25 protein-coding genes and 2 riboswitches are annotated in these 25,124 nt (G+C 60.1%); of the genes, 8 read left to right on the top strand and 17 right to left on the bottom strand.

Going from position 1 to position 25,124, the window contains the following annotated elements; genetic code table 11:
* The first annotated feature begins 36 nt into the window (after nt 1-36).
* The 3 genes from AC061P_RS03885 to AC061P_RS03875 all read left to right on the top strand — a co-directional run bounded on the left by AC061P_RS03885 (nt 37) and on the right by AC061P_RS03875 (nt 1,851).
* Nucleotides 37-828: a CPBP family intramembrane glutamic endopeptidase gene (locus tag AC061P_RS03885; RefSeq protein WP_480391885.1), complete on the top strand. Its 792-nt coding sequence runs from the start codon at nt 37-39 to the stop codon at nt 826-828.
* 78 nt (nt 829-906) lie between these two features.
* Nucleotides 907-1,383, top strand: a complete 477-nt coding sequence (locus AC061P_RS03880; RefSeq protein WP_480391884.1) for a GyrI-like domain-containing protein — start codon at nt 907-909, stop codon at nt 1,381-1,383.
* Nucleotides 1,384-1,428: 45 nt separating this feature from the next.
* Nucleotides 1,429-1,851, top strand: coding sequence for a VOC family protein (locus AC061P_RS03875; RefSeq protein ID WP_480391883.1), 423 nt, complete (start codon nt 1,429-1,431; stop codon nt 1,849-1,851).
* A 41-nt stretch (nt 1,852-1,892) separates the two neighbouring features.
* Here the strand turns inward: AC061P_RS03875 and AC061P_RS03870 are convergent, their stop codons facing one another.
* The 5 genes from AC061P_RS03870 to AC061P_RS03850 all read right to left on the bottom strand — a co-directional run bounded on the left by AC061P_RS03870 (nt 1,893) and on the right by AC061P_RS03850 (nt 9,178).
* Nucleotides 1,893-3,605 carry a VWA domain-containing protein gene (locus tag AC061P_RS03870; RefSeq protein WP_480391882.1) on the bottom strand — a complete coding sequence of 571 codons (1,713 nt, stop codon included), beginning with the start codon at nt 3,603-3,605 and terminating at the stop codon, nt 1,893-1,895.
* A 350-nt stretch (nt 3,606-3,955) separates the two neighbouring features.
* Nucleotides 3,956-6,880 (bottom strand): aminomethyl-transferring glycine dehydrogenase, encoded by a 2,925-nt coding sequence (gcvP, locus tag AC061P_RS03865; RefSeq protein WP_480391881.1) that lies wholly within the window; start codon nt 6,878-6,880, stop codon nt 3,956-3,958.
* Complete coding sequence (gcvH, locus tag AC061P_RS03860; RefSeq protein ID WP_449648655.1) at nt 6,880-7,251, bottom strand: glycine cleavage system protein GcvH; 372 nt, start codon at nt 7,249-7,251, stop codon at nt 6,880-6,882. The genes gcvP and gcvH overlap by 1 nt, the downstream gene beginning before the upstream one ends.
* A 2-nt stretch (nt 7,252-7,253) precedes the next feature.
* Nucleotides 7,254-8,411, bottom strand: coding sequence for a glycine cleavage system aminomethyltransferase GcvT (gcvT, locus tag AC061P_RS03855; RefSeq protein ID WP_480391880.1), 1,158 nt, complete (start codon nt 8,409-8,411; stop codon nt 7,254-7,256).
* A 34-nt stretch (nt 8,412-8,445) separates the two neighbouring features.
* A riboswitch (glycine riboswitch) is annotated at nt 8,446-8,548 on the bottom strand.
* Nucleotide 8,549: 1 nt separating this feature from the next.
* Nucleotides 8,550-8,670: riboswitch (glycine riboswitch) on the bottom strand.
* Nucleotides 8,671-8,746: 76 nt separating this feature from the next.
* Nucleotides 8,747-9,178, bottom strand: coding sequence for an Lrp/AsnC family transcriptional regulator (locus AC061P_RS03850; protein WP_449648657.1), 432 nt, complete (start codon nt 9,176-9,178; stop codon nt 8,747-8,749).
* Nucleotides 9,179-9,308: 130 nt separating this feature from the next.
* On the opposite strand from AC061P_RS03850, the gene AC061P_RS03845 reads away from it, so the two are divergent.
* Together AC061P_RS03845 and ctlX are read left to right on the top strand one after the other, a co-directional pair.
* The gene (locus AC061P_RS03845; protein ID WP_480391879.1) at nt 9,309-10,340 is read left to right on the top strand and encodes an ornithine cyclodeaminase; all 1,032 of its coding nucleotides are present in this window, start codon (nt 9,309-9,311) and stop codon (nt 10,338-10,340) included.
* Nucleotides 10,341-10,347: 7 nt separating this feature from the next.
* Nucleotides 10,348-11,340 carry a citrulline utilization hydrolase CtlX gene (ctlX, locus tag AC061P_RS03840; protein ID WP_449648659.1) on the top strand — a complete coding sequence of 331 codons (993 nt, stop codon included), beginning with the start codon at nt 10,348-10,350 and terminating at the stop codon, nt 11,338-11,340.
* A gap of 89 nt (nt 11,341-11,429) precedes the next feature.
* On the opposite strand, the gene AC061P_RS03835 is transcribed toward ctlX, so the two are convergent.
* Together AC061P_RS03835 and AC061P_RS03830 are read right to left on the bottom strand one after the other, a co-directional pair.
* Nucleotides 11,430-13,091 carry a VWA domain-containing protein gene (locus AC061P_RS03835; RefSeq protein WP_449648660.1) on the bottom strand — a complete coding sequence of 554 codons (1,662 nt, stop codon included), beginning with the start codon at nt 13,089-13,091 and terminating at the stop codon, nt 11,430-11,432.
* A gap of 296 nt (nt 13,092-13,387) precedes the next feature.
* On the bottom strand, nt 13,388-13,777 hold the full coding sequence (locus AC061P_RS03830) for a PPOX class F420-dependent oxidoreductase (RefSeq protein WP_480391878.1): 390 nt from the start codon (nt 13,775-13,777) through the stop codon (nt 13,388-13,390).
* Here AC061P_RS03830 and AC061P_RS03825 point away from each other — a divergent pair.
* Nucleotides 13,766-14,875, top strand: coding sequence for a prenyltransferase/squalene oxidase repeat-containing protein (locus tag AC061P_RS03825; RefSeq protein ID WP_449648662.1), 1,110 nt, complete (start codon nt 13,766-13,768; stop codon nt 14,873-14,875). The genes AC061P_RS03830 and AC061P_RS03825 overlap by 12 nt on opposite strands.
* A 153-nt stretch (nt 14,876-15,028) precedes the next feature.
* Here the strand turns inward: AC061P_RS03825 and AC061P_RS03820 are convergent, their stop codons facing one another.
* From AC061P_RS03820 to AC061P_RS03800, 5 genes are all read right to left on the bottom strand, one after another.
* Nucleotides 15,029-16,066, bottom strand: a complete 1,038-nt coding sequence (locus tag AC061P_RS03820; protein WP_480391877.1) for an LLM class flavin-dependent oxidoreductase — start codon at nt 16,064-16,066, stop codon at nt 15,029-15,031.
* Complete coding sequence (locus AC061P_RS03815) at nt 16,063-17,058, bottom strand: Ppx/GppA phosphatase family protein (protein WP_480391876.1); 996 nt, start codon at nt 17,056-17,058, stop codon at nt 16,063-16,065. Before AC061P_RS03815 ends, AC061P_RS03820 begins: the two co-directional genes overlap by 4 nt.
* A 33-nt stretch (nt 17,059-17,091) precedes the next feature.
* On the bottom strand, nt 17,092-17,580 hold the full coding sequence (locus AC061P_RS03810) for an SOUL family heme-binding protein (protein ID WP_480391875.1): 489 nt from the start codon (nt 17,578-17,580) through the stop codon (nt 17,092-17,094).
* An 80-nt stretch (nt 17,581-17,660) separates the two neighbouring features.
* On the bottom strand, nt 17,661-18,053 hold the full coding sequence (locus AC061P_RS03805) for a DUF2510 domain-containing protein (RefSeq protein ID WP_480391874.1): 393 nt from the start codon (nt 18,051-18,053) through the stop codon (nt 17,661-17,663).
* An 89-nt stretch (nt 18,054-18,142) separates the two neighbouring features.
* On the bottom strand, nt 18,143-18,502 hold the full coding sequence (locus tag AC061P_RS03800; protein WP_480391873.1) for a zinc ribbon domain-containing protein YjdM: 360 nt from the start codon (nt 18,500-18,502) through the stop codon (nt 18,143-18,145).
* A gap of 183 nt (nt 18,503-18,685) precedes the next feature.
* Between AC061P_RS03800 and AC061P_RS03795 the strand changes: the two genes are divergently transcribed.
* Nucleotides 18,686-19,270, top strand: coding sequence for a nitroreductase family protein (locus tag AC061P_RS03795; protein WP_449648668.1), 585 nt, complete (start codon nt 18,686-18,688; stop codon nt 19,268-19,270).
* Nucleotides 19,271-19,325: 55 nt separating this feature from the next.
* On the opposite strand, the gene AC061P_RS03790 is transcribed toward AC061P_RS03795, so the two are convergent.
* The 3 genes from AC061P_RS03790 to AC061P_RS03780 form a co-directional block, all read right to left on the bottom strand.
* A complete protein-coding gene (locus tag AC061P_RS03790; protein ID WP_480391872.1) occupies nt 19,326-19,589 on the bottom strand; it encodes a hypothetical protein in 264 nt (87 codons plus the stop codon).
* A gap of 122 nt (nt 19,590-19,711) precedes the next feature.
* On the bottom strand, nt 19,712-20,386 hold the full coding sequence (locus AC061P_RS03785; RefSeq protein ID WP_449648670.1) for an SDR family NAD(P)-dependent oxidoreductase: 675 nt from the start codon (nt 20,384-20,386) through the stop codon (nt 19,712-19,714).
* Between the two features lie 521 nt (nt 20,387-20,907).
* Nucleotides 20,908-21,165, bottom strand: a complete 258-nt coding sequence (locus AC061P_RS03780; RefSeq protein WP_480391871.1) for a DUF4190 domain-containing protein — start codon at nt 21,163-21,165, stop codon at nt 20,908-20,910.
* A 176-nt stretch (nt 21,166-21,341) separates the two neighbouring features.
* Here AC061P_RS03780 and AC061P_RS03775 point away from each other — a divergent pair, with 176 nt between their 5' ends.
* On the top strand, nt 21,342-22,298 hold the full coding sequence (locus tag AC061P_RS03775) for a class II glutamine amidotransferase (protein WP_480391870.1): 957 nt from the start codon (nt 21,342-21,344) through the stop codon (nt 22,296-22,298).
* Between the two features lie 119 nt (nt 22,299-22,417).
* On the opposite strand, the gene ychF is transcribed toward AC061P_RS03775, so the two are convergent.
* Nucleotides 22,418-23,494: a redox-regulated ATPase YchF gene (gene ychF, locus AC061P_RS03770; protein ID WP_449648674.1), complete on the bottom strand. Its 1,077-nt coding sequence runs from the start codon at nt 23,492-23,494 to the stop codon at nt 22,418-22,420.
* Nucleotides 23,495-23,568: 74 nt separating this feature from the next.
* Entirely contained in the window at nt 23,569-25,065 is a 1,497-nt protein-coding gene (locus AC061P_RS03765) for a CoA-acylating methylmalonate-semialdehyde dehydrogenase (protein WP_480391869.1), read from the bottom strand.
* Nucleotides 25,066-25,124 lie beyond the last annotated feature (59 nt).

Raw genomic sequence — 25,124 nt, 5'->3', positions numbered from 1 at the left:
GATGGCAACCCCAGCCTGCGCCACGCGCGACCCCGAATGACAGCGTCGTCGCCTCTCGCACAATCGCGAGGCAAGCTCTGGGCGGAGATCTCACTTGTGCTCGCGCTCTCCCTTGGGGCATCCGCTATCTACTCTGTTGTATCGATCAGCGACAGACTCACCCGCGCCGTACCGCTTTCGGAACAAACAGCGACGCTCAACAGGTCGCTGAGCGAGCGCCCCAATTTTGATCTGATTTACCAGCTACTGGGGATAACTTTCGACCTCGCACCTGTCGCCCTCGTAGCCTTTCTGCTGTGGAGCGTAACCAAACCGAGATTGTCTCGATTGGGAGTGGACTTTACCCGTCCTGTTCGTGATGGCCTCAGTGGTTTTGTGCTTGCCCTGGTCATTGGTATTCCGGGCATTGCACTCTACTTTGTGGGTCGAAGTCTCGGCATCACAGTCGATGTGGATCCAGCAGCACTCCTGCAGCACTGGTGGACAGTGCCTGTGCTCTTACTCTCAGCACTCCGCGCTGGCATCACCGAAGAAATTATCGTGATCGGATACCTGTTTGCGAGGCTCAGAGATGTGGGCTGGAGTCGCTGGCAAATCATCATCTCGACATCCCTACTTCGAGGCACCTATCACCTCTATCAGGGCGTCGGCGCGTTCGTGGGAAACGTCGCGATGGGCCTGCTTTTCGGTTGGCTCTACTCGCGCTACCACCGAGTGCTTCCACTCGTCATCGCGCATACGCTGATCGACGCCGTGATCTTCGTAGGCTATGGCTGGGCGGTCGGCACCTTCCCCAACTTCTTCGGATCAAGCGATTCGGCCAATTAGCGCCCCTCAGGTTCACGCCAGCCAACCTCCAACCATTGCAGGTACCTTTCGATCGGCATGGAGCGTAAAGTGTCGAACATGGCGCAGGAAATAGCTGTTGAAACCGTGCCAACCCGGCTAGTGGCCGGGATGGATTTCTCCACGACCATGGAGACATTGCCTCGCGACATGACTGCCGCGATCAAGAATCTCTTCGCTCAGCTCACCGATTCGCACGTGACCGAGGCCGGCCCCGTCATTGCCGTCTATACCGAAGCGATGCACCCGGACCGTGCGTGGATGTGCGAAGTGTGTGTTCCTGTTGCCGAAGCTTTCGCTGAGCATCCGACCCTGCGTTGCCACGAGCTGCCTGGCGGCGTTGTCGCGACCGTCACTCACGTCGGTTCCTACGACGGACTAAAAGACACCTACGAAACGGTCTTCGCGTGGTTCTCCGAACACGGCCACACGTATGCAGGAGCACCACGCGAGATCTACCTCAATGGCCCCGATGACGCTCCCGAGGCGCAATTGCGCACCCGGCTGGAGTTTCCGGTCATACTCGCGAGTACATAATGCTGCACGGCCCTCAGGCCTGCACTCCCCGAGGAAGGAACGACGATGAAGTCCAATCCCTATGTGAGCTTCAGGGACAACGCTCGCGAAGCGCTAGCGTTCTATCAATCTGTATTCGGCGGCACCACCGAGATCCACACCTTTGCCGACTTCAACGCCAGCGAAGATCCCGAAGAACAAGAGTGGGTCATGCACGGCCAGCTCGAATCCCCCGCCGGAATTACGCTGATGATGGCCGACACCCCCAAGACCATGGAATACTCCCCCGGCGGATCGATGTCCATCTCCATCGCTGGCTTTCTCAGCGAAAAAGCGGCCCTAGAGGCCTATTGGGAGAAGCTCTGTGACGGCGGCCAGGTGACCATGCCCCTCGAGCGCGCCGACTGGGGCGGAACCTTCGGCATGGTCATTGATCGCTATTCAGTTACTTGGCTAGTGAGCATTAGCGACGACAACGAGACTCGCTAAGCGTCACGCGTTCGATCGGCAACTCTCACCGGTAATTGACGCTACGAACAGTTCGGACGACAAGCACGCTGGGTGAGAGCATCCACGAGCACCTTGCCGAGATCCTCTGGAACAGCGGCTGAATAGGCCGCTCCGCCCGTTGACTGCGCAATTGTCTTCATGGATGCGAGGTCAGTGTCTGGGCCAAAACCGATCAGGAGCACCGGGACGGGCTTCGTCGGATCTTCAATTGCCTTGAGACTGTCAAGAAGCGTCTGCAGATCAATGCCGTTGTCATCCTCGTTGTAGCCATCGGTGATGAGCAGAACCGAGTTGACCTTCGAGGGATCGTAATCTTCTTTGACTCTCTTTACCGCCGCCAGAATGGTGTCGTAGAGGCCTGTGTATCCATAGATTCGATCCGGCAGCGACGCAATAACGCCGTTGATCTGCTTCACGTGCGCGGGATCAGAGAGCGGAGCAATCGGCGACAGATCTTCCCAGTCTTGACTGCCAACACGGTTCTGCGAGAAAACCCACACACCGAGTTCAGCCTCGCCAGAGAACTTTGACAGCGCCTCGCTTGCGGCGAGCTGGAACACGTCAATTCTTCGAAGCCCATTGTTTGCCGGATCGAGCATAGAACCAGAGGTATCAATCACAACGAGAAGCCGCGAACGAAGAGTGAGAACACTCCACGCGCGCAGAATTTCAATCTGAACTGCCGCGCTTGCGGTCGGCTGAGCCGCGGTTGAGGTTTCTGTAACCCCGGCCATCCGCAAATCACCCCCGCCATCAGCATCGCGGAAACCGGCATCGGCGAGCACGTCAGCCGCGGAACGCGCTGCCGCTGACAGCGCGTTGAGGAGTTCCTTCGGAGCACCCGCCGTCACTGGCGCGCTCTCATCAACGGCGACAGCATCCTCGCCGTCACCGGCTGCACCGGCGGGCTCTTGGGAATCACCGATCGCAACGACAAAGGGGTACGTCAATTCGACTGTTCCATCTGTCGGATAGAGCGCGACTATCGGCGCTGCCGACGACGACGTGTTGTGAGCTGCGACATCGCGCTCCGTTGTCACGACAACAGTAGGAACTGTGGCCTCTGCGGCAAGCTCGAATGCGGCCTCTGCGGAAGAGGGGATTGTCTTGCCCATAGCGATCATCGCACCGGCAAACTGTCGCGGATCTGTCTCAGACGAAACCGACTTCACTTGAGCAAGCCCGGCGAGACTCGCGGCCGACGACTCCGGATCGGGCAACAGAGTGTTTACCGTTCCGGAAAGCAGGGTCGCCCACGACAGCGGAGTCTCGGCAAGGGCCGATACCTGTGACGCTGAGCTAGCAAACACCACAGGCGTGCTCGCAATGTTGTCGTACGTGTCGAATTCTGGTGCGGCACGGCCTAAGGAAATCGCCGTAGTCGCTGCGCGATCGAGCCAAGCGCTCGAGTCGGGAACCCACGCATCCAGGTCTCCAGCAACACCAGTAGCGAAGAGTGCTGCAGTGTCCGCAGAGACAAGGGAACGAATCTCCGTTGTCGTGCAGTTGCCGGAAGTCTCATCAAACTCCGCCGCAATGATCGTGAGCGCCGGCGCGATCGATGGATCCGCGGCAACAACGATTGACCGCCTGTCGTTGCATCCCCCGGCGATCGAACCGAAAGCGCTACCGAGCCACCCGACAGCACCAAACTGGATTCCCGCAACGGCCACTGCCACAACGGAAACCAGCACGATCGGCACCATCCACCAGCGTCGCTTAAGCCTCTCCAAGAAAGACTTTCGGTGTCGATGCCGGCGGCTAGTCACGAGGGTCTCCAGTCGGTGAAGCGGCGCAGGGAGGTCGTCGGGTCGACCTCACGCCGTACACCAGACGGACACTACAACATGAAGCGAGAAAATATCCAGCAAATCACGAGAAAATCTTCGCGCGCACAAAGCGATCCCAGTAGATCACTGTGTCCCGCATTTGGGGGACACATTTTTGCGTCGCCCAACCTTCGTCTCGACGCTACACGAGCGAGGGATTAACCGCGTGAGGCGCATGCAGAAACGGACTGGACCGATTCCGCACGCGCCTCACGTCGACTAGCGAACTAGCAGACAGACCGTGACCAATACTTTTAGTGCGCGAACGCCTCAATGGGCGGGCACGAGCAGACCAAGTTTCGGTCGCCGTATGCGTTGTCGACACGACGAACCGGTGGCCAATATTTGCCAGACACGAGCGAAGTCAGCGGATAGACCGCTTGCTCGCGCGAATAGGCATGCGGCCAATTGCTCGACACCGCAGACTGCGCGGTGTGCGGTGCATTGACGAGAGGGTTGTCGTCGGCTGGCCACGTTCCGGCCGCCACGGCATCCGCTTCATCCTTGATCGCGATCATTGCGTCGATGAAACGATCGAGCTCAGCGAGGTCTTCACTCTCGGTCGGCTCGACCATGAGGGTGCCCGAGACCGGGAACGACATCGTCGGGGCGTGGAAGCCGTAGTCGATCAAGCGCTTTGCGACGTCGTTATTGTCGATTCCTGTCGCTTCCTTGAGCGGACGTAGGTCGAGAATGCACTCGTGAGCGACAAGTCCGTTGTCTCCGGCATACAGCACTGGGAAGTGCTCCCGCAGGCGAACTGCGATGTAGTTGGCCGAAAGCACAGCGGCACCCGTTGCAGCCTTGAGGCCCTCCGACCCCATCATGCGAACATAGGCCCACGTGATCGGCAGAATGCTTGGGCTGCCATAGGGGGCAGCGCTGATTGCTCCCCCAGCGTGAACATACGGGCCAGCTTCGCCGGTCTGCATGTCAAACGCCGGGTGGTGATGGCTCTGAGCCATCGGATGTCCTGGCAAGAATTTGGCCAAGTGCGCTTTCGCGACAACCGGTCCAACACCTGGCCCGCCACCACCGTGAGGGATGCAGAAGGTCTTGTGCAGGTTGAGGTGGCTGACGTCGCCGCCAAAGTCACCGAACCGCGCATAACCGAGCAGGGCGTTGAGGTTGGCACCGTCAACGTAAACCTGTCCACCAGCGTCGTGCACCGCCTGCGTGATCTCACGCACTTCGTGCTCGTACACACCGTGAGTCGAGGGGTAGGTGATCATGAGGGCGGCGATTTCACTCGCGTGCTCGGCAATCTTGGCACGCAAGTCTCCAAGGTCAACGTTGCCGAGGTCGTCACAGGCCACCACAACGACGCGCATTCCGGCGAGCACTGCGCTGGCAGCGTTCGTGCCGTGTGCACTCGAGGGGATGAGGCAGATTGTGCGGTCTAGGTCGCCGTTGGCTCGGTGGTAGCCCCGAATCGCGAGGAGGCCAGCAAGCTCGCCTTGGCTGCCAGCGTTCGGCTGCAGCGACGCGGTGTCGTAGCCGGTCACTTCGGCAAGCCACGATTCCAGGTGCGAAATCATGACGAGATAGCCGGAGACATCTTCCGCGGGTGCGAAGGGGTGGATGCCCGCAAACTCTGGCCAGCTCACCGCTTCCATCTCACTTGCCGCGTTGAGCTTCATCGTGCACGAGCCCAACGGGATCATGCCGCGGTCGAGCGCATAGTCCTTGTCGGCGAGGTACTTGAGGTAGCGCATCATGCTCGTCTCCGAGCGGTGCGTGTTGAATACCGGGTGGGTGAGGTACTCGCTCGTGCGGTTGAGAGCGTCGGGGATGCTGACATCCTCTGGGCTGTAGGAGAAGCCATCATCAAGCCCGAACGCCTTCGCGAGGTCGTTCTTCTGCGACGCGAAGATACCCTCGTACGGCTGTGTCGAGACTTCATCGAAGCTCAAACGCACGGTGTCGGCATCCACAACATAGAGAAGGATGTCGAGCTCGAGCGCCTTGGCGGCAATTGCGTGTGCTTGCCCCTTCTTGGTTACCGAAAGGGTGTCGAAGAACGTCTCATTTTCGACCGTGTAGCCCGCAGCGGTCAAGCGTGCTGCGAACTTCGCGGTGTCGTGGTGGATGCGCTGGGCAATCCGCTTGAGGCCCTGGGGGCCGTGATAAACGGCGTACATCGAGGCCATTACGGCGAGCAACACCTGAGCTGTACAAATGTTGGAGGTCGCCTTCTCGCGGCGGATGTGCTGCTCCCGAGCTTGCAACGACAGACGGTAGGCGGGGTCGCCAGCCGCATCCTGAGACACACCAACAAGTCGCCCAGGAAGCTGACGTTCGAGCCCCTTGCGCACCGACATGTAACCGGCGTGCGGTCCACCGAAGCCCATCGGAACACCGAAACGTTGTGTCGTTCCGACAGCAACATCGGCACCAAGTTCACCTGGCGACGTGAGAATCGTGAGGGCGAGCAGGTCTGCGGCAACAACAGCGAGTCCGCCGTGAGCCTTGACCGCCGCAATAACTTCGCTGGAATCCCACACACGACCGCTAGCGCCCGGGTACTGGATGAGCGCACCGAAGCATTCCGGTAGCTCAGGGTTCGCTCCCAGTGTGGCCAGGTCAAGCTCAATAAGCTCGATACCGACAGCCTCCGCCCGATTCTCCAACAGAGCCTTGGTCTGAGGAAGCGTGTCAGCGTCGACGATAAACACGTTCGATTCCACGCGAGTAGCACGGCGAGCGAGCAGCATGCCCTCGACAGCCGAAGTGCCCTCATCGAGCATCGAGGCGTTCGTTGTCGTCATGCCAGCAAGATCAGCAACCATGGTCTGGAAGTTGATCAACGCTTCGAGGCGCCCCTGCGAAATCTCGGGCTGGTACGGCGTGTACGCCGTGTACCAGCTGGGATTTTCGAGCACATTGCGCTTGATGACGGCCGGCGTAATGGTGTCGTAGTAACCGAGACCAATCATGCTGCGACGAACCTTGTTCGCGTTGCCGAGGGCACGCAGTTCGGCGAGCGCTTCCCGCTCCGAAGCCGGAGTAGGGATCGTGGAATTGACGACCGGGGTCTGGTGGATCGCTGGCGGAACTGCGGCATCGACGAGGGCTTCGAGGCTGTCGTAGCCGACGGCGGCAAGCATGCTCGCCTGAGCGGCAGCATCCGTGCCGATGTGACGGTCGGCGAAAGTGCCGCTGATGTAAGGGTTGGGCATTATTCGCCTGTCAGTGCGGTGTATTCGTCGAGGCTGAGCATCGACGGAAGTTCGGTGAATTCGATCTTGACCAGCCAGCCTTCGCCGAAAGGGTCGCTGTTGACGAGTTCTGGGCTGTCGGAGACGGCGTCGTTGGCTTCAACGACGGTTCCCGTAACGGGAGCGAAGAGTTCACCTACCGACTTCGTTGACTCAATTTCGCCGACAATTTTGCCTTCAGCGACGGTGGCGCCCACCTTGGGGAGGTCGACGAAGACGATGTCACCGAGCTTGCCCGCGGCAAAATCGGTGATGCCGATGGTCGCAACGTTTCCATCAACGAGCACCCATTCGTGCTCGGCGGTGTACTGCAATTCGCTCTTCTCAGCCATGATCAGGCCTCTCTCTTATAGAAGGGTAGGGAAACAACGGATGCAGCAGTGCGACTGCCCCGCACATCAATGTGAAGCTCGGTGCCGATCTCGCTCACGTCGGGATCGACGTAGGCCATAGCGATCGGGTGACCCAGAGTCGGCGAAAGTGCACCGGAGGTAATGATTCCGACCTCGGTGTCGCCGTGGAAGATGAGATAGTCGGCGCGACCGGCACGACGGCCCTCGGCGGTGAGTCCGACGAGAACGCGAGCACCGGCATCCGGTCCTGCTTCGATTGCAGTGCGGCCAACAAAATCGCCATCCTTGCTGAGCGCAACAACACGACCAAGACCGGCCTGGACCGGGAAGGTGCTGAGGTTCAACTCGTGACCGTACAGCGGCATGCCCGCTTCGAGGCGCAGAGTGTCTCGGCACGCAAGGCCGGCGGGCACGAGACCGAGAGGTTCGCCAGCGACCGTGAGTGCTGCCCAGAGGTCGGCTGCGGCATCCACCTGAATGTAGAGTTCGAAACCGTCTTCGCCGGTGTAACCGGTGCGACCAATGATGAGGTCGGTACCGGCAAACGTTGCGGCCGTCTCGCGGTAGTACTTGAGTTCGTCAAGCGGCGTAGCGAAGTCGGTGAGACCGGCAGTCGCTTCGAGAATCGCCCGCGAAACCGGGCCCTGCACAGCGATGAGCGCGTAATCGTCACTCTCGTCGGTGACGGCAACATCAAAGCCCGCACTACGCTCGGAAAGTGCCACCGCTGCGGCAAAACGGTTCCCCGCGTTTGCGACAACCAAGAAGTGATCATCACCGAGACGATAAGTGACGAGGTCATCAATGATTCCGCCGGCCTCGTTGAGCAGCAGACTGTACTTTGCCTGCGCCAAGGCGATGCCGGAAAGCTTGCCAGCGAGCGCGAAGTCGAGAAAAGCACCAGCATCGGCACCACGCACATGAATTTCGGCCATGTGAGAGATGTCAAAAATGCCGGCTGCCGTGCGCACCGCATGGTGTTCGGCAAGGTCTGAGCTGTATCGCACCGGCATCATCCACCCGGCGAAGTCGGTGAAGGTGGCGCCCAACTGCTCATGAATGCTGTGCAGCGGCGAATACCTCACGACAGTAGGTGAAGATTCAGCTGGTGATGCTGCGGAATTTGATACATCGGTCACGGAGTTCTCCCGGCGCGTGGCTAGTGAATAGAACTCCCCCTCTGTGATGAGCCTGAGAGCTTCACGCACCTTCAAACTAGTGCGCTTTCACCGTCGGCGGAACCTCATGGTGATGCGAGGTTCTCTTTCCAGAGTGGCCAGTGCGATGCGGTACATGAACCTGAGAGATTGGCGGGGAGGCTTGCTCCTTCGGTGCCGTGCTGGCGTCTAGTCAGAAAGATGACCAACGCCGTGTGCCCGGCTCTCCCGCATCGTGTTGCGGCCCGATGTTCAGTTGTTAGCTCAGCATAGCAATGCTGGGCGGATGCTCGCGCCTCTGTCACTGCCAAAAAGGGTTAGAGCAGCGCTGAGCTGAGCAGCAAACTCGTCTCACTGTTGACGACGCCGTCAACGTTGCGCATGCTCGCCAGCACTCTGTCGAAGTTACTCAGGCTGTCGGTGCGGATGTCAGCGACGAGATCCCAGGCGCCATTTGTGGTGTGGAGTTCGTGAATCTCGGGAACTCCGCGCAGCTTGCGAATCACGGCATCCGTCGACCGCCCCTCGACCTCGATGAACGATATTGCTCGAATAGTCGACGGGTCCCGGTCTTCGCGAATGCGAACCGAGAATCCGAGTACCGTTCCACCACTAACGAGGCGGTCAATACGACTAGTGACGGTTGCCCTCGTGACGCCAAGTCGGCGTGACAGGCTCGCTATTGACTCTCTCGCGTCGGCCCTGAGGGCGGCGAGAAGACGTCGGTCGAGATCATCCAATTGAGGCATGAGCAAATTGTACAATAGCGCTCTCAATTTTGCTCAGTTGTTGTGAACTAATCGCGTCTAATGGTTGTTGTGTGTGCATAGTGCATATTCGTAACGTGGGAACCAGTAACACCGAAACGAAGGGAGTGACATGGTCCACTATGTAGACGTCAACAACATGGGGCGCTGGATTGCCGACACCGGAATCGAGCCAATCATTATGGGCATCGTCAGCTACCTTGAGCAGGATTATGCCAAGTGGCCTCAGTTCGACAAGTCCGCTCGCGTTGCCGCTCATTCGGCAGAGGGCGTTATCGAGCTCATGCCAACAAGCGACGGCGAAACGTACGCCTTTAAGTACGTTAACGGCCACCCCTCAAACCCAGGAAACGGCTTCCAGACCGTCACCGCTCTCGGCATGCTCGCGCGAGTTGACAACGGTTATCCCACATTCTTCTCAGAGATGACGCTGCTCACAGCGTTGCGTACCGCGGCAACATCGGTACTCGCCGCTCGCGCCCTTGCTCGCCCTGACGCACAAGTGCTCGCCCTCATCGGCACCGGTACCCAGTCAGAATTCCAAGCACTCGGATTCCGCGCAGCCTTTGGTATCACCGAGTTGCGCATTTGGGACACCGATCCCGCTGCCCTCGACAAGTTCATCCGCAACCTTGAACCACTCGGCTTCCAGATTGTGCGCGCGACCTCTGCAGCGGATGCCGTTTCTGGCGCCGACATCGTCACCACCTGCACGGCAGACAAAGCGAATGCCACAATTCTCACCTCCGACATGATCGAGCCGGGCATGCACCTCAATGCAATCGGCGGCGACTGCCCAGGTAAGACGGAGCTCGAAGCGTCAATCGTGCGCGACGCAACGGTGTTTGTTGAGTTCCCCGAGCAGACCCGCATCGAGGGTGAGATTCAGCAGCTCGAAGCAGACTCGCCGATCACCGAACTGTGGGAAGTCTTGGCTGGCCGCGCTGCCGGTCGCACCTCGCCAAGCGAAGTGACCCTCTTCGACTCTGTTGGTTTCGCGATCGAAGACTTCTCAGCGTTGCGCTACGTTTTCGATGCTGTTCGCGGCACCGATTACGCGACAGATCTAGATCTCATCGCCAATCCCGCCGATCCGAAGGACCTGTTCTCACTCGTCTCGCGCGCACCAGCGCTGACCGCGTAGGCCCTCAGTGAGCGTTCAAGCGCCGTCCGCCGCCGTTCTCATTCGCCCGCATCTGTTTACACCGAATAGTCAGACCGCGAGCGACAACGCATTCCAGTCGACCGATCCCACCCGCACTCCGGATGAGATTGCTCGCGCCGCGTATGCCGAGTCGACGATGGTGGCGGAGACGTTGCGCGACGCTGGTGTCAACATCCACGTGTTCGAAGACACGGAGAGCACGCGCCCCGATAGCGTGTTCCCCAATAACTGGTTTTCGACGCACAGTGGCGGCCGTGTTGCGGTCTACCCCATGTATGCACCGAATCGTCGCACTGAGCGTCGCACCGATGTCGTCGAAATGCTCAAGCACGACTTTCGCGTGCAAGATGTTGTCGACTATTCCGGTCTAGAGCACGACGGAATTTACCTTGAGGGCACCGGTGCGATGGTCATCGACCACACCAACCGGGTTGCGTATGCGGCGGAGTCGCACCGCGCGAATCCGCTCGCGCTGGAACGCTTTTGCGCCTCATTCGGCTATGAACCGATGATGTTTGAGGCCCGTGATAGCCACGGGGTGCCGATTTATCACACCAATGTGATGATGTGTATTGCCACGGATTTCGCGATGATCGGTCTCGATTTGATTGCTTCTGGCGATCGTCGGATGGAGATCGCGGAGCGCTTGACGGCACCGGGACGCACTCTCATCGACCTGACCGCAGACCAGATCGCTAACTTTGCCGGAAACGCACTAGAGCTCAAGGGCTCGAGTGGGCGCATCTTGGCGTTGTCGACGCGCGCGTTGTCGAGCCTTACTGCTGCGCAACGTTCAGTGATTGAGGCTAGCTGCCAGATTGTGCCCTTGGATATTCCGACGATCGAGTTGGCTGGCGGGTCGGTGCGTTGCATGGTTGCTGGCATCCATTTGGATCGGCGTTCACGAATGGCTTCGGATGTTGCTGCCGGCGTTCCAGCCGCCGGTTCTGCCGAAACAGCACCGACGGCTGGCGCGTGATCGACCTGAGGCTCTGACGGGTCCCTCCGTCGTCGACTCGGGCCACAGAGCACTGCGACGCTAGGGCGACGCAGTGCTCTGTGTTTTCGCTAACTGCAGTTCGGGCGGCAGTCGCGTTGGGACAACGCCTCGAGCATCACATTGCTGAGCTCGGTGGGGTTGTTTGCTTGGTAGGCCGTTCCGCCGGTGGCTTGCGCAATCTTGCGCATCGCTTCGACGTCGGTGTCTGGCCCGATTCCGACGAGCACGACAGGCACTGGTTCGTCGGTGTTTTTGTCGATCATTGCGGTGAGGTTGTCGAGAAGTTTCTGCAGCGAGATGCCGTGGTCATCTTCGTTGCGCCCATCTGTAATGAGCAGCACTGAGTTGACCTTGTCGGCGTTGTAGTCTTCGCGCACATGGGTGACGGCAGCGAGCACAGTGTCATTGAGCCCGGTGTATCCATTGATGCGGGCGGGTAGCGAGTCGATGATCGCCTGCAGGTTTTCGACATGCTCGGGGTCGTTCATCGAGCGGATGCCGGCGACATCTTCCCAATCCTCAGCTCCGACGCGCTCTTTGGAGAACAGCCACATTCCGAGCTCGTCGTCTTCTGAAAGGGTGCTGAACGCATCTTCGGCAGCATTTTGGAACATCTCGATGCGGCGTTGCCCGTCCCAAGCCCGTTCGAGCATCGATCCAGAAACGTCGACGACCGTCAGGATGCGTGAGCGCAGGTTGAGTGCGTTCCAGTTGCGCAAGATCGAGACGAGCTCGGTGGTGTCTCCCACCGACTTGGTTGCCGTCGGTGCGGCGATAACACCGGAAGCAAGAATCTCCCCTCCCCCGGCGTTGTCACGGAAGCCTTCAGCGTTGAGCACCGCGTCTGACCCGCGGACCAGTTCGGCGAACTCTTCAAGCAACGAGGCCCTCGTGGTTTCTGCTTCTGCAATCGTGGCACGCTCCTCTTCTGTCATGCGCGACAATTCGAGTTCCGAGACCGTTGTGTTTCCCACGAGTACGAAAGGGTACGTGAGGGCTGCCGTGCCTTCAGCGGGATACAGCGCCACTAGCGGATCATCCGGATGGGAGGCATTGTGCGCCACAATTTCGCGCTCCGTTGCCAACGCAACCATGCGCGAGTCTGAAATTTGCAGTTCGGTGAAAGCCGCTTGAGTGGAGTCAGGAATGGAACGACCGAGAGTGATGAGGGCTCGGTCGAAATCGGCCGGATCACCATCGGAAGCGAGATCGTTGAGAGTTGCGAGCGCGATCATGCTTGCGGCTGAGCTATCGGGGTCGGGTAGCAGAGTGCGATAGCGGCCCGAAAGTACCGCCGACCATCCGACTTCTGCAGCCTCAAATTCGCCAACCTTTACCGCAGGAGTCGCAAACACCAGAGGACTCGATGCAACCGAGTCCCACTCCTGAGTTACCGGGACTTCGCGACCGAGTGAAGTGGCAGTGCTTTCCACGCGATTGAGCCACACCGGCGAATCGGGAATCCAGGCGTCGGCACCGGTTGACGTTCCCGAAGCAAGCAGGGCTGCAGTGTCAGCGGAACGCTGCGTCACGACCTTGGCAGAGAGGCACTGGCCGATGTGCTCTGAATTGAAAGCATTGGCAACGGTTTGGACTGTCGACGAAATAGTGGGATCGGCGACAACAATGAGCTCGGTAGCGTTGGAGCATCCGAAAGTCTGGGCGACAAAGTCGTCAAGCTTGTTTTGCGCTGCGAGAGCCACAATCGCGCCGCCGCTGGCGAGCGACAAGGTGAGCAGCGTCGCCAATGCGGGCGTGCTTATACGAATGAGCCAAGATTTAAGTGTTCTTGAACGGTGGCGGGGTCGGGACACGGGGACTCCATCGATCACGGGTGCACTCGGTTTCGGGGGAACCGAGAGTTGACCCCCTTTCAGGGGTAATGCACAATAGTGACACAAAATCGCGTCACTAAATCGCCTCTCCACAGGTTATTTTCAGTTTTTGCGCGGAAAAGTGACAAAACATCCCTTGGCGCGACAAATAGTCACTAGTAGCGCAAAATTATTGCGCCCGAGCCGTTACCCTAGGCGCGCAACTCGACCGCCACCGACTGCCCTGCGGTTCCCCGAACTTTCTGCGCTAGCCGAATGGCCGTGTATTTGGCACCGTACTTTTTCTGCAGAGCGGCATCCATCGCCTCTAGAGCTTCTGCATCATCGCGCACAACTGCGGTGGCAATAACGGTTTCGGCGCCGTCTGCGACAGCGCCTCGCATATCGCAAGGAGTCAGCTCAACACGATCCGTGTGGCGGATGCGCTTCACTTTTCCTGAGGAAGGTGCAGTAGTCACGAGCAGTCGGTCGCCATCCGCGACGATCCATACCGGGGTCGACACCGCATCCCCTGACTTGCGAAAGGTGGTCAACGAAACGTACGTCTCGTTGGCGAGGGTGGAAAGCTCGTGGGGCGTCATCCTTCCATTATTGCCGCAGTTCTGATGTCGATTCGCCGCGGTGGCCTGTGCTGGATGCCTGCTGAGGAGTACTGTGTCGCCATGGATGTCACGACATGGCTCTTGGACTCCGACCCATCAATTCGGTGGCAAACTTTGCGAGATCTCGCTAATGCCCCGGTCGAGGTTGTCGCATCAGAGCGAGCGAAGGTTGCAACGACGGGATGGGCCTCCCGCGTGCTCGACCTTCAGGGCGCCGACGGTCAGTGGGCAGGCGGAGCTTACTTTCCCGAACATTACAACGGGGCTGGGCAGCCCTGGACGGCGACCGCATTCAGTCTCCAATTTCTGCGTGAGCTCGGGGTGGATCCGGCGGCCTCACGCGTTCGCGGCGCTGTGGCGCGCGTGCGCGAGAACAGTCGTTGGGAGTATGACGGTTCACGATTCTTTGATGGCGAAGTAGAGCCGTGCATTAACGGGCTCACGGTGGGAATCGGTGCCTACTTTGGCATGCGGGTTGAGGGGATCGTCGAACGATTGCTTGGCGAACAGATGGAAGATGGCGGGTGGAACTGTGAAGCCGAAAACGGTTCGGTACGCAGCTCTTTTCACACCACTCTCGCGGTGCTTGACGGCCTGCGCGAATATGAAGACGCCGTTGATGGCAACGATGCGGTAGCACTTGCTCGCTGGCGGGGCCACGAATATCTTCTAGACCGTCACCTAATGCGCCGGCTCAGCACCGGTGATGTTGTCAATGACAAATGGCTGCAATTCTCGTTCCCCCCACGATGGCACTATGACGTGCTGCGCGCGCTCGACTACTTTCGGGCATCCGGAACTGCTTATGATCCACGGATGGATGAAGCACTCGCGCTTGTCGAAAGCAAACGCGGCGAAGACGGGCGGTGGCTACTCGAGAACACCCACCCGGGGAGCGTTCACCTCGAAATGGAGGACGGCGACGGCAAGCCCAGCCGCTGGAATACGCTGCGAGCGCTGCGCGTGCTCGAGCGGTTTGGGCGCAACGCCGCAGCACGGGGCGGACGAAGCAGCGATACGGGCTTTGGCATCGACACCGCTTCCGTCGCCAGCACGAATGCGAACGAAGCAGCCTGAGTCGACCGCAGGCCAAGAGAGGCGCGCACGAGTAGTGGCAAGTCTCGGCGCATCCCGACGCTTACCGTCGGAGGTGCCCCCTTCCCCGATTCGATTCGATTCGATTCGATTACTACGTTCGGGGAAGGCGACGCCGACAAGGAGATCGGATTCTTAGGCCATTGAGGGCGCAATCTTTGCGTCGACCACGGGCATGACGTGCGTCACGAGAGCCTCGAGGATACGAGTGTTGAACTCGACCCCGAGCTGGTTGGGCACGGTAACCAGCAGAGTATCGGCGGCCTGCACTGCTGCATCGCGCGCGAGTTCAGCGGCGATCACGTCGGGAGCTCCGATGTAGGAGCGGCCGAAGCGGGAGCGCGAGCCGTCGAGCATTCCGACTTGGTCGCGTTGTTCGACTTGCCCCTGAACACCAAAGTAGTACTCGGTCTCGTCATCGATAATGGGCAGGATGCTGCGGCTCACCGAAACCCGTGGCGCGCCGGCATGCCCGGCACTCGCCCAAGTGTCCCGGAACAGAGAGATCTGCTCAGCCTGAAGCTCGTCAAAGGGAACCCCTGTGTCTTCAGTGAGGAGCGTTGAACTCATGAGGTTCATGCCCTGCTCGGCCGTCCAGATCGCGGTGGCACGGGTGCCTGCACCCCACCAGATGCGTTCGCTGAGTCCTGGCGCCTGCGGCTGGATTGGTTGAAGAGCGCTCGTGCCCGTCATCTGCGGGTTGCCGGGGGCGAACCCAGCGCCTGCGATCGCACGACGAAACAGGTCAGTGTGAGTGCGAGCCATATCGGCATCGCTCTCTCCCGCTGTCGGTTCATAACCGAAAGCGCGCCATCCATCGATCACAGTTTCGGGTGAGCCTCGGCTAATGCCCAACTGGAGTCGCCCCGCGGCAATGAGGTCTGCCTGCGCCGCGAGTTCTGCCATCGCCAGCGGGTTCTCGTAACGCATGTCGATGACACCAGTGCCGAGCTCGATTGTTTTGGTGCGCGCAGCGGCAGCGGAGAGCAACGGCCACGGTGATGCATGCTGGCGCGCGAAGTGATGCACGCGGAAGTAGGCACCGTCGACTCCGACTTCTTCTGCGGCAACGGCGAGCTCCACTGCCTGGAGCAACGCGTCAGCTCCGGTGCGGGTGCGTGACCCCTGAACGTCTTGCCAGTGTCCGAAGGAAAGGAACCCAATTTTCGTCATACTGGCAGAACAGGTGCAGAGTCGGCGTTATTCCACAGCGAGAGGGCGACACCGTCGAGGATGTCGTGCTCGCTGGTCGTAATCCACTCCAGCGGGTGACCGGCTGCGCCTGCGGCATCCGCCACTCGTTGCAGGACGGTGGCCCAAATGACGGCACCGGCCGCAATGACGTCGACACGACCGGGGTGCATGTAGGGCAGGGCGGCGCGTTCGGCGCGCGGCATGCGAGTGAGAGCTTCGCACGATCGAAGAACTTCAGCGAGGGGAAGGCGACTGCCGCTGATCGCGACAGGGTCGTAGCTCGAGAGGCCGAGAGCGTGCGCTGTGATTGTCGTGACGGTGCCGGCGACTCCGATGACTTCCGTCGCTTGCGAAAGGTCGACGGTCGCGGTGGCGATGTCGAGGGCTGCGGTGACGTCGCTGTGGATGGCGGCGAGCTCAGAATCGGAAGGCGGGTCGCTCACGATGGTGCGTTCAGCGAGGCGCACACAGCCCACATCCATCGAATATGCCACTTCGGGGATGTCGCCGCCGAGGACGAGTTCGGTGGAACCGCCGCCGAGGTCGACGACGAGGTGCTGCGGCGCTGGCGCGGTGTCGTCGGGGCCGAACGCGGGCAGCGCCGTGAGTGCGCCACGGAACGACAGCGCGGCTTCTTCTGTTCCGGGAATCACTTCAACCGGCACGCCAAGAATCGCAAAGACCGCGTCGGTGAACTCGGCACGGTTGGCGGCATCCCGAGTGGCAGATGTTGCCACGAAACGGATGCGCTCAGCGCCATGCTCACGGCACAGCGCGGCGTAGGTGCGTACGGCCGTGAGGGTGCGGTCGAGCGCACCCGGGCTGAAGCGGCCGGTGCGGTCGACGCCCTCCCCCAGTCGCACGACTTCGAGGATGCGCACGACGTCGCTCAGACCGCCGAACCCATCAAGGTCGGCGATGAGGAGGCGGATTGAGTTGGTTCCGCAGTCGATCGCGGCAACACGGGTCATGATGTGCTCCTGAAGGGCGGGGTGGTGGCGTCGCTAGCGGACGACAACGAGGGCTTCGTTGTGCTTGAGGAAGCCTGGCTTCCACGGCGGGTCAAAACGAGCAAAATAGACGGCGCCGAGGGGCGCAAGACAGTCACGCTTGAGGGCGGCGAGCAGAGCATCCGCATTCTGTTGGTATTTTTCTTCGTTCGAGCCGCCACTAAAACGTCGAGCGGCGACCCGCTGCTCGGGCACATCAACGGTGCGCACGGTGGCATCGCGAGGGACCGGAACGCTCGTTGCCCCGGCGGGCATCACAAAACTCACGGTGTATCTCTTGGCTTCACCCGGCGCTTGAATAACCGGCGCCGTCATCGAAATATTTGACGTGCTGATGTAGCGGATGAGGGGCCGAAAGCCCTGATTTCCCGCCTCAAAGAATGAGCCATCGGCATCGACCTGGGCAAGGATGTGCGCGGGATAGAGCCGCACTTCGTAACCATCATGCTCAGAGATGAGGGTGTACGGCTGCTTTTCGGTCATGCCGTCACCCTACGCCTGCGGCCCTTCATCTAGCTGGGACTTCTCGCGCAGGCTTGCAGCACAGCACAAGTGAACTGCCTCTAGTAAGAGAGCTTCTCGAAGACCATCGTTGTCTGAATTCGGTCACCGCCACCGAGGCCCTTGGTCCCGGACGTAGCGGTCGTGATGGTGTGCAGGCGGTAGCCGAGCGCGGCTTGAGCGTTTACTGCCTGTTCGAGTTCGGTAAGGTTTCCCGATCCGGTGCCCCAGAGCTTCTCTTTCAGGATGACTTGGAGCACAACGTAGGTCGCGCCGGTCGCTGCTGGTCGAGGCTGGGCACCCGCAACGGCTTCTGCTTCAATTCTGTTGATGACGCCGCCGAGCCCGCCCTCCTGCGGTTGTGGGTCCTGATACTGATCCGTCCAGACTTGACCGTCCCACCAACGCTGTCGGTCAGATCCATCGTCGTACCAGCCTGCTGTAGGGAGCACCATCGGTTCCTCATCTCGTCTCAACTCTGTGACGTCGCCATACTATGCCGCACCATAGTTTTACCGAGGGAGATTCAGGTTGAACGTGTCAGCTACACCTTCTTGACCACACTTGACTTAAGCTGCATTTGGCCAAAACCGTCAACCTTGCAGTCAATGTCGTGGTCGCCAACACCATCAACGAGGCGGATGTTGCGCACCTTCGTTCCGACCTTAATCGACGTGGGGCTGCCCTTAACTTTGAGGTCCTTGATGATGCTCACCGTATCGCCATCGGCGAGCGGAGTGCCGAACGCATCCTTGATGACCGCAGCGCCCTGCTCGGCTTCGGCAGCGGCATCCGCTTCACTCGGCGACCATTCGTGACCACACATCGGGCACACCAACAGCGCACCCATCTCGTAGGCGAGGTCGCTTGAGCAGTTCGGGCAGAGGGGTAGAGCGTCAGGCATGGGGAACTTTCGGTTGAGCGCGCGGTCTGCAGCACAGACACGGAAAACGTTTCGTACTTATCGAACTGTACGACGGATTCCGGGACGGGTTTGTTGCCCGCGACGGAATACCTCCACGCGCACGTCGGTTGCATCCTCCGACATGGCAGATCTGTTCTGCACCGGATTTCGAAAGGTCCCTTCATGACCATGCTTCACGACCGCCTCGCCGCGACCGACTCCCCCATCCTTGATGTGCTGGCCGAACGGTGGAGCCCCCGCCATTTCGACTCCGCCGCACCGCTCGATGAGGCGGCGCTGCAGAACGCTCTCGAAGCTGCCCGGTGGGCACCGTCGGCCTATAACAGCCAGCCGTGGCGCATGATCGTCGCTCGTCGCGGCACCGCCCAGCACGACGCGATCCTCTCCACTCTTAGTGGCTTCAATCAGTCGTGGGCCGGCTCTGCCTCAGCCCTGATCATCTTCCTCACGGAACACCACAACGCTGAAGGCAAGGCCCAGCCGACCGCCGCCTATGACACCGGCCAGGCCGTTGCCTACTTCACGATCCAGGCTCAGAGCCACGGACTTTTTAGCCACCAGATGTCAGGCTTCGACCCGGATGCCGCAGCAGCAGCCCTCGCAATCGATGGCCGCTTCACCCCCACCACGGTCATGGCCGTTGGCGCACTGGGCGACCCCGCCGAAATGACGGACGCAATCCGTGAGCGCGAAACCGCACCCCGTGCACGACGTGCCTCCGCCGAATCGGTGCTCGTTAACGCCTGACATTTAGTGGCGCGTGGGGTCCACGTTGTAGCTGCGCGGACCCCACGCCGCTTGGCTATTCATCTCGCGATGCGGGGGCCGATCGCCCGTCTCGCGGATTCATGACGATATGGATCAGGCTCCCGAACATCCCGATCACACAAAGTACCAAAACCGAGAGCACGGGAACTAGGTAGTGCCACGCTTGCTCGAATTCCCATTCGTCGTCACGGGATCTCACTACGAGCGCGCTGCTCCAATCGCCCGAGAACTCGGGAAGTCCAGCGATAAACGCGCCTAGGGAAAAGTAAGCCCCCATGGCTGCAAGAACAGCCAGCATAATGACCCTGGCTCTGCCGCGACTTGGCGGCGAAGCCAGCCAGAAGTCCACTGGCCGATGCGGATCGTCTTTATGCCACAATGTCGCCCGCGATCAGTTCTCGCAATGCAGCCAAAATCCCGCTACTCGCGGCCATCTTCGAGCGGGATGAGCATCGTGCGGAACTCGCCTGCCGCGGCGTGAATGTCCCAGATGCGTGACGCCACATCGTCGATGCCGTTGGGCAGCTGAAGCTTGGGAATGCCGCCCGGGATGATGAGCTGACGCACGCGAATATTCTCGTCTTCGAGGGCTTCGTGAAGCATCTCGCCGTAGGCACTCTCCGACGGGAAGGCAACCGAGGTTCCTGCGAAGCCGGCGCGTGACTTTACCGAGGTTCCGCCGTTGATCAGGATGATGCTGCCGTCGCCATTCTCACGCATCGCGGGTAGCACAGTGCGCACCGCATGAATGAGACCGAGCGCTGAGAACTGCAGCGCTTCGAGCGCGAGTTCGGGGGTCAGCTCGAGTACTGGCTTCAGATAAGTGCGTGCCGGGAGCGGGCTGTACTGCAGCGTCGTGATCGGCCCAAGCTCGGCAGCTGCGCGCGCGAGTGCGGCCTCCAGAGCCTCTGGCTCTAGCACGTCAGCCGCGTAGCCGCGGGCGGTCACGCCATCGGATTCAAGCTCCGCGGCGAGCGCATCGAGCTTCGACTGATCCCTTGAAATCAGGGCGACAGCGAAGCCTTCGGTTCCGAACCGGCGGGCGACTGCTGCGCCGAGTCCGGGGCCCGCTCCGATGATGGCGATAACGGGCATGAGATTCCTTCGATCGAAGTGTTCGGCGGGCCGTGCTGCTTGAAAAAGCTTACCGGCACACTCCCGCGCAATTTAAACGGGATGACTTACGGACAAGTGGCTGTGACGCAAGCGAGTGCTGCCTCTAAAACTCCTCGTCGGTAATGCCGAGTCTCTCTTTCGTAGCGGCCGCTTCGGCCTGGTCGAGCCAAGCGAAGTCGTAGCGACCGTTGTGTGGCGACTTGTGCCCGCTGAATTCGAAATATCCCGCTTGCAGCTCCCGCACGGTGATCCACGACGGATAGTCCTCCTGGGATAGCTCGTGAGTGCCGTCGGCCCAGACGACGATGTACCAGACCCACCATGTCTACTGAAAGAGACTCAACGGCGATACGAAGTGCCCTACGACTGACGCGATGTGGCCGGCCAGGACGCCATCTTTCGTTAAAACACCAACGCCTCCCCTGAACGGATCCACGGTTTCGTCCGGGAGCGGAGGCTTGACGTGCTTCTTCCAAAAGGACCGAATCATGGTCGAGGCCCTAGCCCAGAAGGCCGCTCTGCGCGATCCCAGCAGTCATAAGGGTCAGCCAGACTGCGAAGAAGGCGACTTGGATCAGCGTGCCCAACATTCCGATGATGATCGCCGCGCGAGCAAGCCCGCGACCGGACTCCCCACTCGAAGTGATTTGCTTGCGACCCATTGCGCCCAGCACCACTCCCACGATCGGAATCATGAATGCGGCGATGAAGCCGATGAGTGCGAGCGTGTTCGTGCGCGGGACAGGATTTGTTGTCATACGTCATAGTGACACGACCGCGGAAAGCCGTCGTGCGACACTGCGAGCCGCGGCTAGTTGTTGAAGCGGAACTCCACCGCATTCCGTAGCCGATTAACCTGGGTGTGCTGTTCAGATGACCAGCACCGGCTACATGCACCAACGGTAGGATGACAGGAGCCCAACGAAGGAGACGTATGTGCCGCGTGCTCGCCTACCTCGGTCCTGAGACACCACTGGAGAACCTCCTCCTCACGCCAGAGAACAGCCTGATCAACCAGGCACTCGACCCCGAACGGCACCCCGAGCTCCAGTTGGCCGGATGGGGATTCGGGATCTGGGGCGAGCACCTGCTGAAGCCCGAAGAACCCTTCATCTACCGCCGGCCCATGGCCGCCTTTTACGACGACAACGCCAGCCGGATGATCCCCAGCCTCCAGGCCAGCACGATGTTGGCACATGTGCGAGCCGCGGCGTACGACTCGAAGGTCGTGATGGTCGACGAGAACTGCCACCCGTTCTCCTTCGAGGAGACCCCGTGGATCGTCGCCCAAAATGGCTACCTGCCCAACTGGCAGCTTCTGCAGCGCGAGCTGCTGCAGCACTGCGAGGATCGGTATCTCAAGCAGATGCGCGGGAACACGGACACCGAGTTCATCTACGTGCTACTCCTCTCGCTGCTCGAGGGCGACAGCAATGAGGACGTCCAACGAGCGATCGAAAAGCTCATTGAGCTGATCGCCCAGGCGATGAAGAAGCTCGACCTAGGCGCTCTGACCAAGCTGAAGATGGCGCTCGTGTCGGACGGCCGCATCATCGGTGTCAACGTCGGCCTCGGTCACCACGGTGAGTCCAACCCCGCTGGTGACTGGAAGGAGCTGCGGAAGTCAGCACCCGACAGCGACGACTTCGCGCTCTCGATGCTCCTCGAACCGATGTACCTACTGATGGGGCGCAACTTCGAGGACGACGCAACGACCTACGATTTTAAGGAGTGCGGCGAGGATGACGCGACCGGTGTCATATTCGCCTCCGAGCCCTTGACCGAGGGCGACGACTGGTCGCAGCTCAAGTTCGGCGAGATCGTCTTCCTCGAGAAAGACGGTGAGCGCATCACCAAAACCGTCAACACACTGAAGGTCTCAGCGCGCTAGGTGTTCGCCTCACGGAGGTTGTGATCTTCATGGCGCCAAATTCTTTCTCTGGCGACCTCACACACGTCGTGCTTGAGCACTGAGCGGACGAATACCCCTACGCCCGGATCAGAAAACCCCTAGTTGTTGAAGCGGAACTCCACGACGTCGCCATCCTGCATGACGTATTCCTTGCCCTCAACGCGAGCCTTGCCCTTGGAGCGAGCCTCCGCGATGGAGCCGGTCTCAACGAGGTCGTCGAAGCCGATGACCTCAGCCTTGATGAAGCCCTTTTCGAAGTCAGTGTGGATGACGCCGGCAGCCTGGGGTGCCTTGGCGCCCTTCGGGATCGTCCAGGCGCGAGTCTCTTTCGGACCAGCCGTGAGGTACGTCTGCAGGCCGAGAGTGTCGAAGCCGATGCGGGCGAGCTGGTCGAGGCCGCTCTCGTCTTGACCGGTGCTCGCGAGAAGTTCTGCGGCATCCTCTTCGTCGAGGTCGATGAGTTCGGCCTCCAACTTTGCGTCGAGGAAGATCGCCTTCGCGGGGGCGACGAGAGCAGCCAATTCGGCGAGCTTTGCGGTGCTGCCGAGCACCTCTTCATCCACATTGAAAACATAGATAAACGGCTTGGAGGTGAGCAGACCCAGTTCGCGGATCAGTTCGAGGTCAATCTTCGTTGCCGCCGACAACGGCTTGCCCTCATTGAGGAAAGCCTGGGCGGCAAGCGCAGCCTCGAGAACGGCAGGCTCAACGCGCTTGGTCTTGAGTTCCTTCTCATAACGAGCAACAGCCTTTTCCAGCGTCTGCAGGTCAGCGAGAATCAGCTCAGTGTTGATGGTCTCCATGTCGGATGCCGCATCAACCTTGCCGTCAACGTGAATAACATCCGGGTCGCTGAAACCGCGCACGACCTGAGCGATAGCGTCAGCCTCGCGGATGTTCGCCAAAAACTTGTTGCCCAACCCTTCGCCCTCGCTGGCGCCCTGCACAATGCCGGCGATATCAACGAACGAGACCGGAGCGGGCAGGATGCGCTCACTCTTGAAAATTTCCGCCAGCACTTTGAGGCGCGGGTCGGGCAGGTTGACGATACCCACGTTCGGTTCGATGGTCGCGAACGGATAGTTCGCGGCGAGCACCGAATTCTTGGTCAGAGCGTTAAAGAGGGTGGACTTGCCGACATTCGGGAGTCCAACGATTGCAATAGTGAGAGCCACAGAAGCCAATCCTACCGGCGATAGCGGCCCCGAGAAACGGGACCGCTACCACTGCGGAGAAAGCCAGCCAGTTGCTAGCCGTTGTTTTGCGGGAAACCCAGGTTGATTCCACCGTGGCTGGGGTCGAGCCAGCGGCTGGTGACAGCCTTCTGGCGGGTGAAGAAACGGATCGCATCCGGGCCATACGCCTTCGCGTCGCCGAATGCCGAATTCTTCCAACCGCCAAAGGAGAAGTAGGCAACCGGAACAGGAATCGGAACGTTAATACCGACCATGCCGACCTCAACTTCACGCTGGAAGCGACGAGCCGCTCCCCCATCGTTCGTGAAGATCGCGGTGCCGTTTCCGTACTGCGAAGAGTTGATCAGTTCGAGACCCTCTTCATAGCTCGCCACACGAATCACGCTGAGAACGGGGCCGAAGATCTCGTCTTTGTAGACATCCGAATCGGTCGAAACGTTGTCGATCAGGGTCGGGCCAAGCCAGAAACCGTTCGCGTCACCATCAATCGCGATGCCGCGACCATCAACAGCGATCGTGGCGCCGTCAGTCTCAGCGAGGTCGATGTAGCTGGCGACCTTGTCGCGGTGCTGCTGTGTGATGAGCGGACCCATGTCGCAATTGCGGGTTCCATCGCCGACCGTGAGGCCGGCCATCCGCTCGCTGATCTTCGCAATCAGCTCGTCGGTAACGGGCTCAACAGCAACGATGACCGAGATCGCCATGCAGCGTTCCCCGGCCGAACCGAAACCAGCGTTGACGGCAGAGTCAGCAACGAGGTCGAGGTCAGCATCCGGAAGCACAAGCATGTGGTTCTTTGCACCACCGAGAGCCTGAACGCGCTTGCCGTGGTGGGCAGCCGTTTCGTAAATGTACTTGGCGATCGGAGTGGAGCCAACGAATGAAATGCTGGCGACATCGGGATGCTCTAGCAAGGTATCGACGGCAACCTTGTCACCGTGCACTACGTTGAACACGCCATCCGGCAGTCCGGCTTCGGTGAAGAGTTCAGCCATCCAGAGCGACGACGATGGGTCCTTCTCGCTGGGCTTCAACACAACAGTGTTACCCGCGGCGACAGCCATCGGGAAGAACCACATCGGCACCATGGCCGGGAAGTTGAACGGGCTAATGATCGCGGTCACACCGAGGGGCTGCTGCAACGAGTACACGTCAACACCCGTCGAGACGTTTTCGCTGTACTCGCCCTTGCTGAGGTGCGCGATGCCGCAGGCGAAGTCGAGAACTTCGAGGCCACGAGCGATCTCTCCAGCGGCATCCGACAGCACCTTGCCGTGCTCGGCTGTAATGATCGCGGCAAGCTCATCCTTGCGAGCGTTGAAGAGCTCACGGAAAGCAAACATCACCGCGGTGCGCTTAGCGATCGAAGTATTGCCCCACTCAGGGAAGGCAGCCTTAGCCGCGGCAACACCAGCGTTGACATCAGCGACGGATGCGAGAGGAACCGTGCGAGCGACAGCGCCGGTTGCAGGGTTGAAGACATCGCCACGGTTGGGCGAGTCGCCCTCGGTAGCTGAGCCATTGATCCAGTGGGGAATCGTGGAGTACATGGGCCTACTTTCGATCGGAGGTAGCCCCAGTCTGTGCCCGCAGCGATCTGCGATCAAGA

The sequence above is a fragment of the Rhodoglobus sp. G.S.4 genome (assembly GCF_056619605.1).
Note: the sequence above shows the minus strand (reverse complement) of the source record. Positions and strands in the feature narration are given on the sequence as shown.

Coding starts and splice junctions, on each gene's coding strand:
- AC061P_RS03880 (WP_480391884.1), top strand. CDS start 907: ATGGCGCAGGAAATAGCTGTTGAAACCGTGCCAACCCGGCTAGTGGCC.
- AC061P_RS03785 (WP_449648670.1), bottom strand. CDS start 20,386: ATGCCCGTTATCGCCATCATCGGAGCGGGCCCCGGACTCGGCGCAGCA.
- AC061P_RS03830 (WP_480391878.1), bottom strand. CDS start 13,777: ATGACGCCCCACGAGCTTTCCACCCTCGCCAACGAGACGTACGTTTCG.
- gcvP (WP_480391881.1), bottom strand. CDS start 6,880: ATGCCCAACCCTTACATCAGCGGCACTTTCGCCGACCGTCACATCGGC.
- AC061P_RS03885 (WP_480391885.1), top strand. CDS start 37: ATGACAGCGTCGTCGCCTCTCGCACAATCGCGAGGCAAGCTCTGGGCG.
- AC061P_RS03815 (WP_480391876.1), bottom strand. CDS start 17,058: ATGACCCGTGTTGCCGCGATCGACTGCGGAACCAACTCAATCCGCCTC.
- AC061P_RS03875 (WP_480391883.1), top strand. CDS start 1,429: ATGAAGTCCAATCCCTATGTGAGCTTCAGGGACAACGCTCGCGAAGCG.
- AC061P_RS03795 (WP_449648668.1), top strand. CDS start 18,686: ATGACCATGCTTCACGACCGCCTCGCCGCGACCGACTCCCCCATCCTT.
- AC061P_RS03805 (WP_480391874.1), bottom strand. CDS start 18,053: ATGGTGCTCCCTACAGCAGGCTGGTACGACGATGGATCTGACCGACAG.
- AC061P_RS03850 (WP_449648657.1), bottom strand. CDS start 9,178: ATGCCTCAATTGGATGATCTCGACCGACGTCTTCTCGCCGCCCTCAGG.
- AC061P_RS03765 (WP_480391869.1), bottom strand. CDS start 25,065: ATGTACTCCACGATTCCCCACTGGATCAATGGCTCAGCTACCGAGGGC.
- AC061P_RS03775 (WP_480391870.1), top strand. CDS start 21,342: ATGTGCCGCGTGCTCGCCTACCTCGGTCCTGAGACACCACTGGAGAAC.
- AC061P_RS03800 (WP_480391873.1), bottom strand. CDS start 18,502: ATGCCTGACGCTCTACCCCTCTGCCCGAACTGCTCAAGCGACCTCGCC.
- AC061P_RS03810 (WP_480391875.1), bottom strand. CDS start 17,580: ATGACCGAAAAGCAGCCGTACACCCTCATCTCTGAGCATGATGGTTAC.
- AC061P_RS03790 (WP_480391872.1), bottom strand. CDS start 19,589: ATGCTGGCTGTTCTTGCAGCCATGGGGGCTTACTTTTCCCTAGGCGCG.
- AC061P_RS03845 (WP_480391879.1), top strand. CDS start 9,309: ATGGTCCACTATGTAGACGTCAACAACATGGGGCGCTGGATTGCCGAC.
- AC061P_RS03820 (WP_480391877.1), bottom strand. CDS start 16,066: ATGACGAAAATTGGGTTCCTTTCCTTCGGACACTGGCAAGACGTTCAG.
- gcvH (WP_449648655.1), bottom strand. CDS start 7,251: ATGGCTGAGAAGAGCGAATTGCAGTACACCGCCGAGCACGAATGGGTG.
- AC061P_RS03780 (WP_480391871.1), bottom strand. CDS start 21,165: ATGACAACAAATCCTGTCCCGCGCACGAACACGCTCGCACTCATCGGC.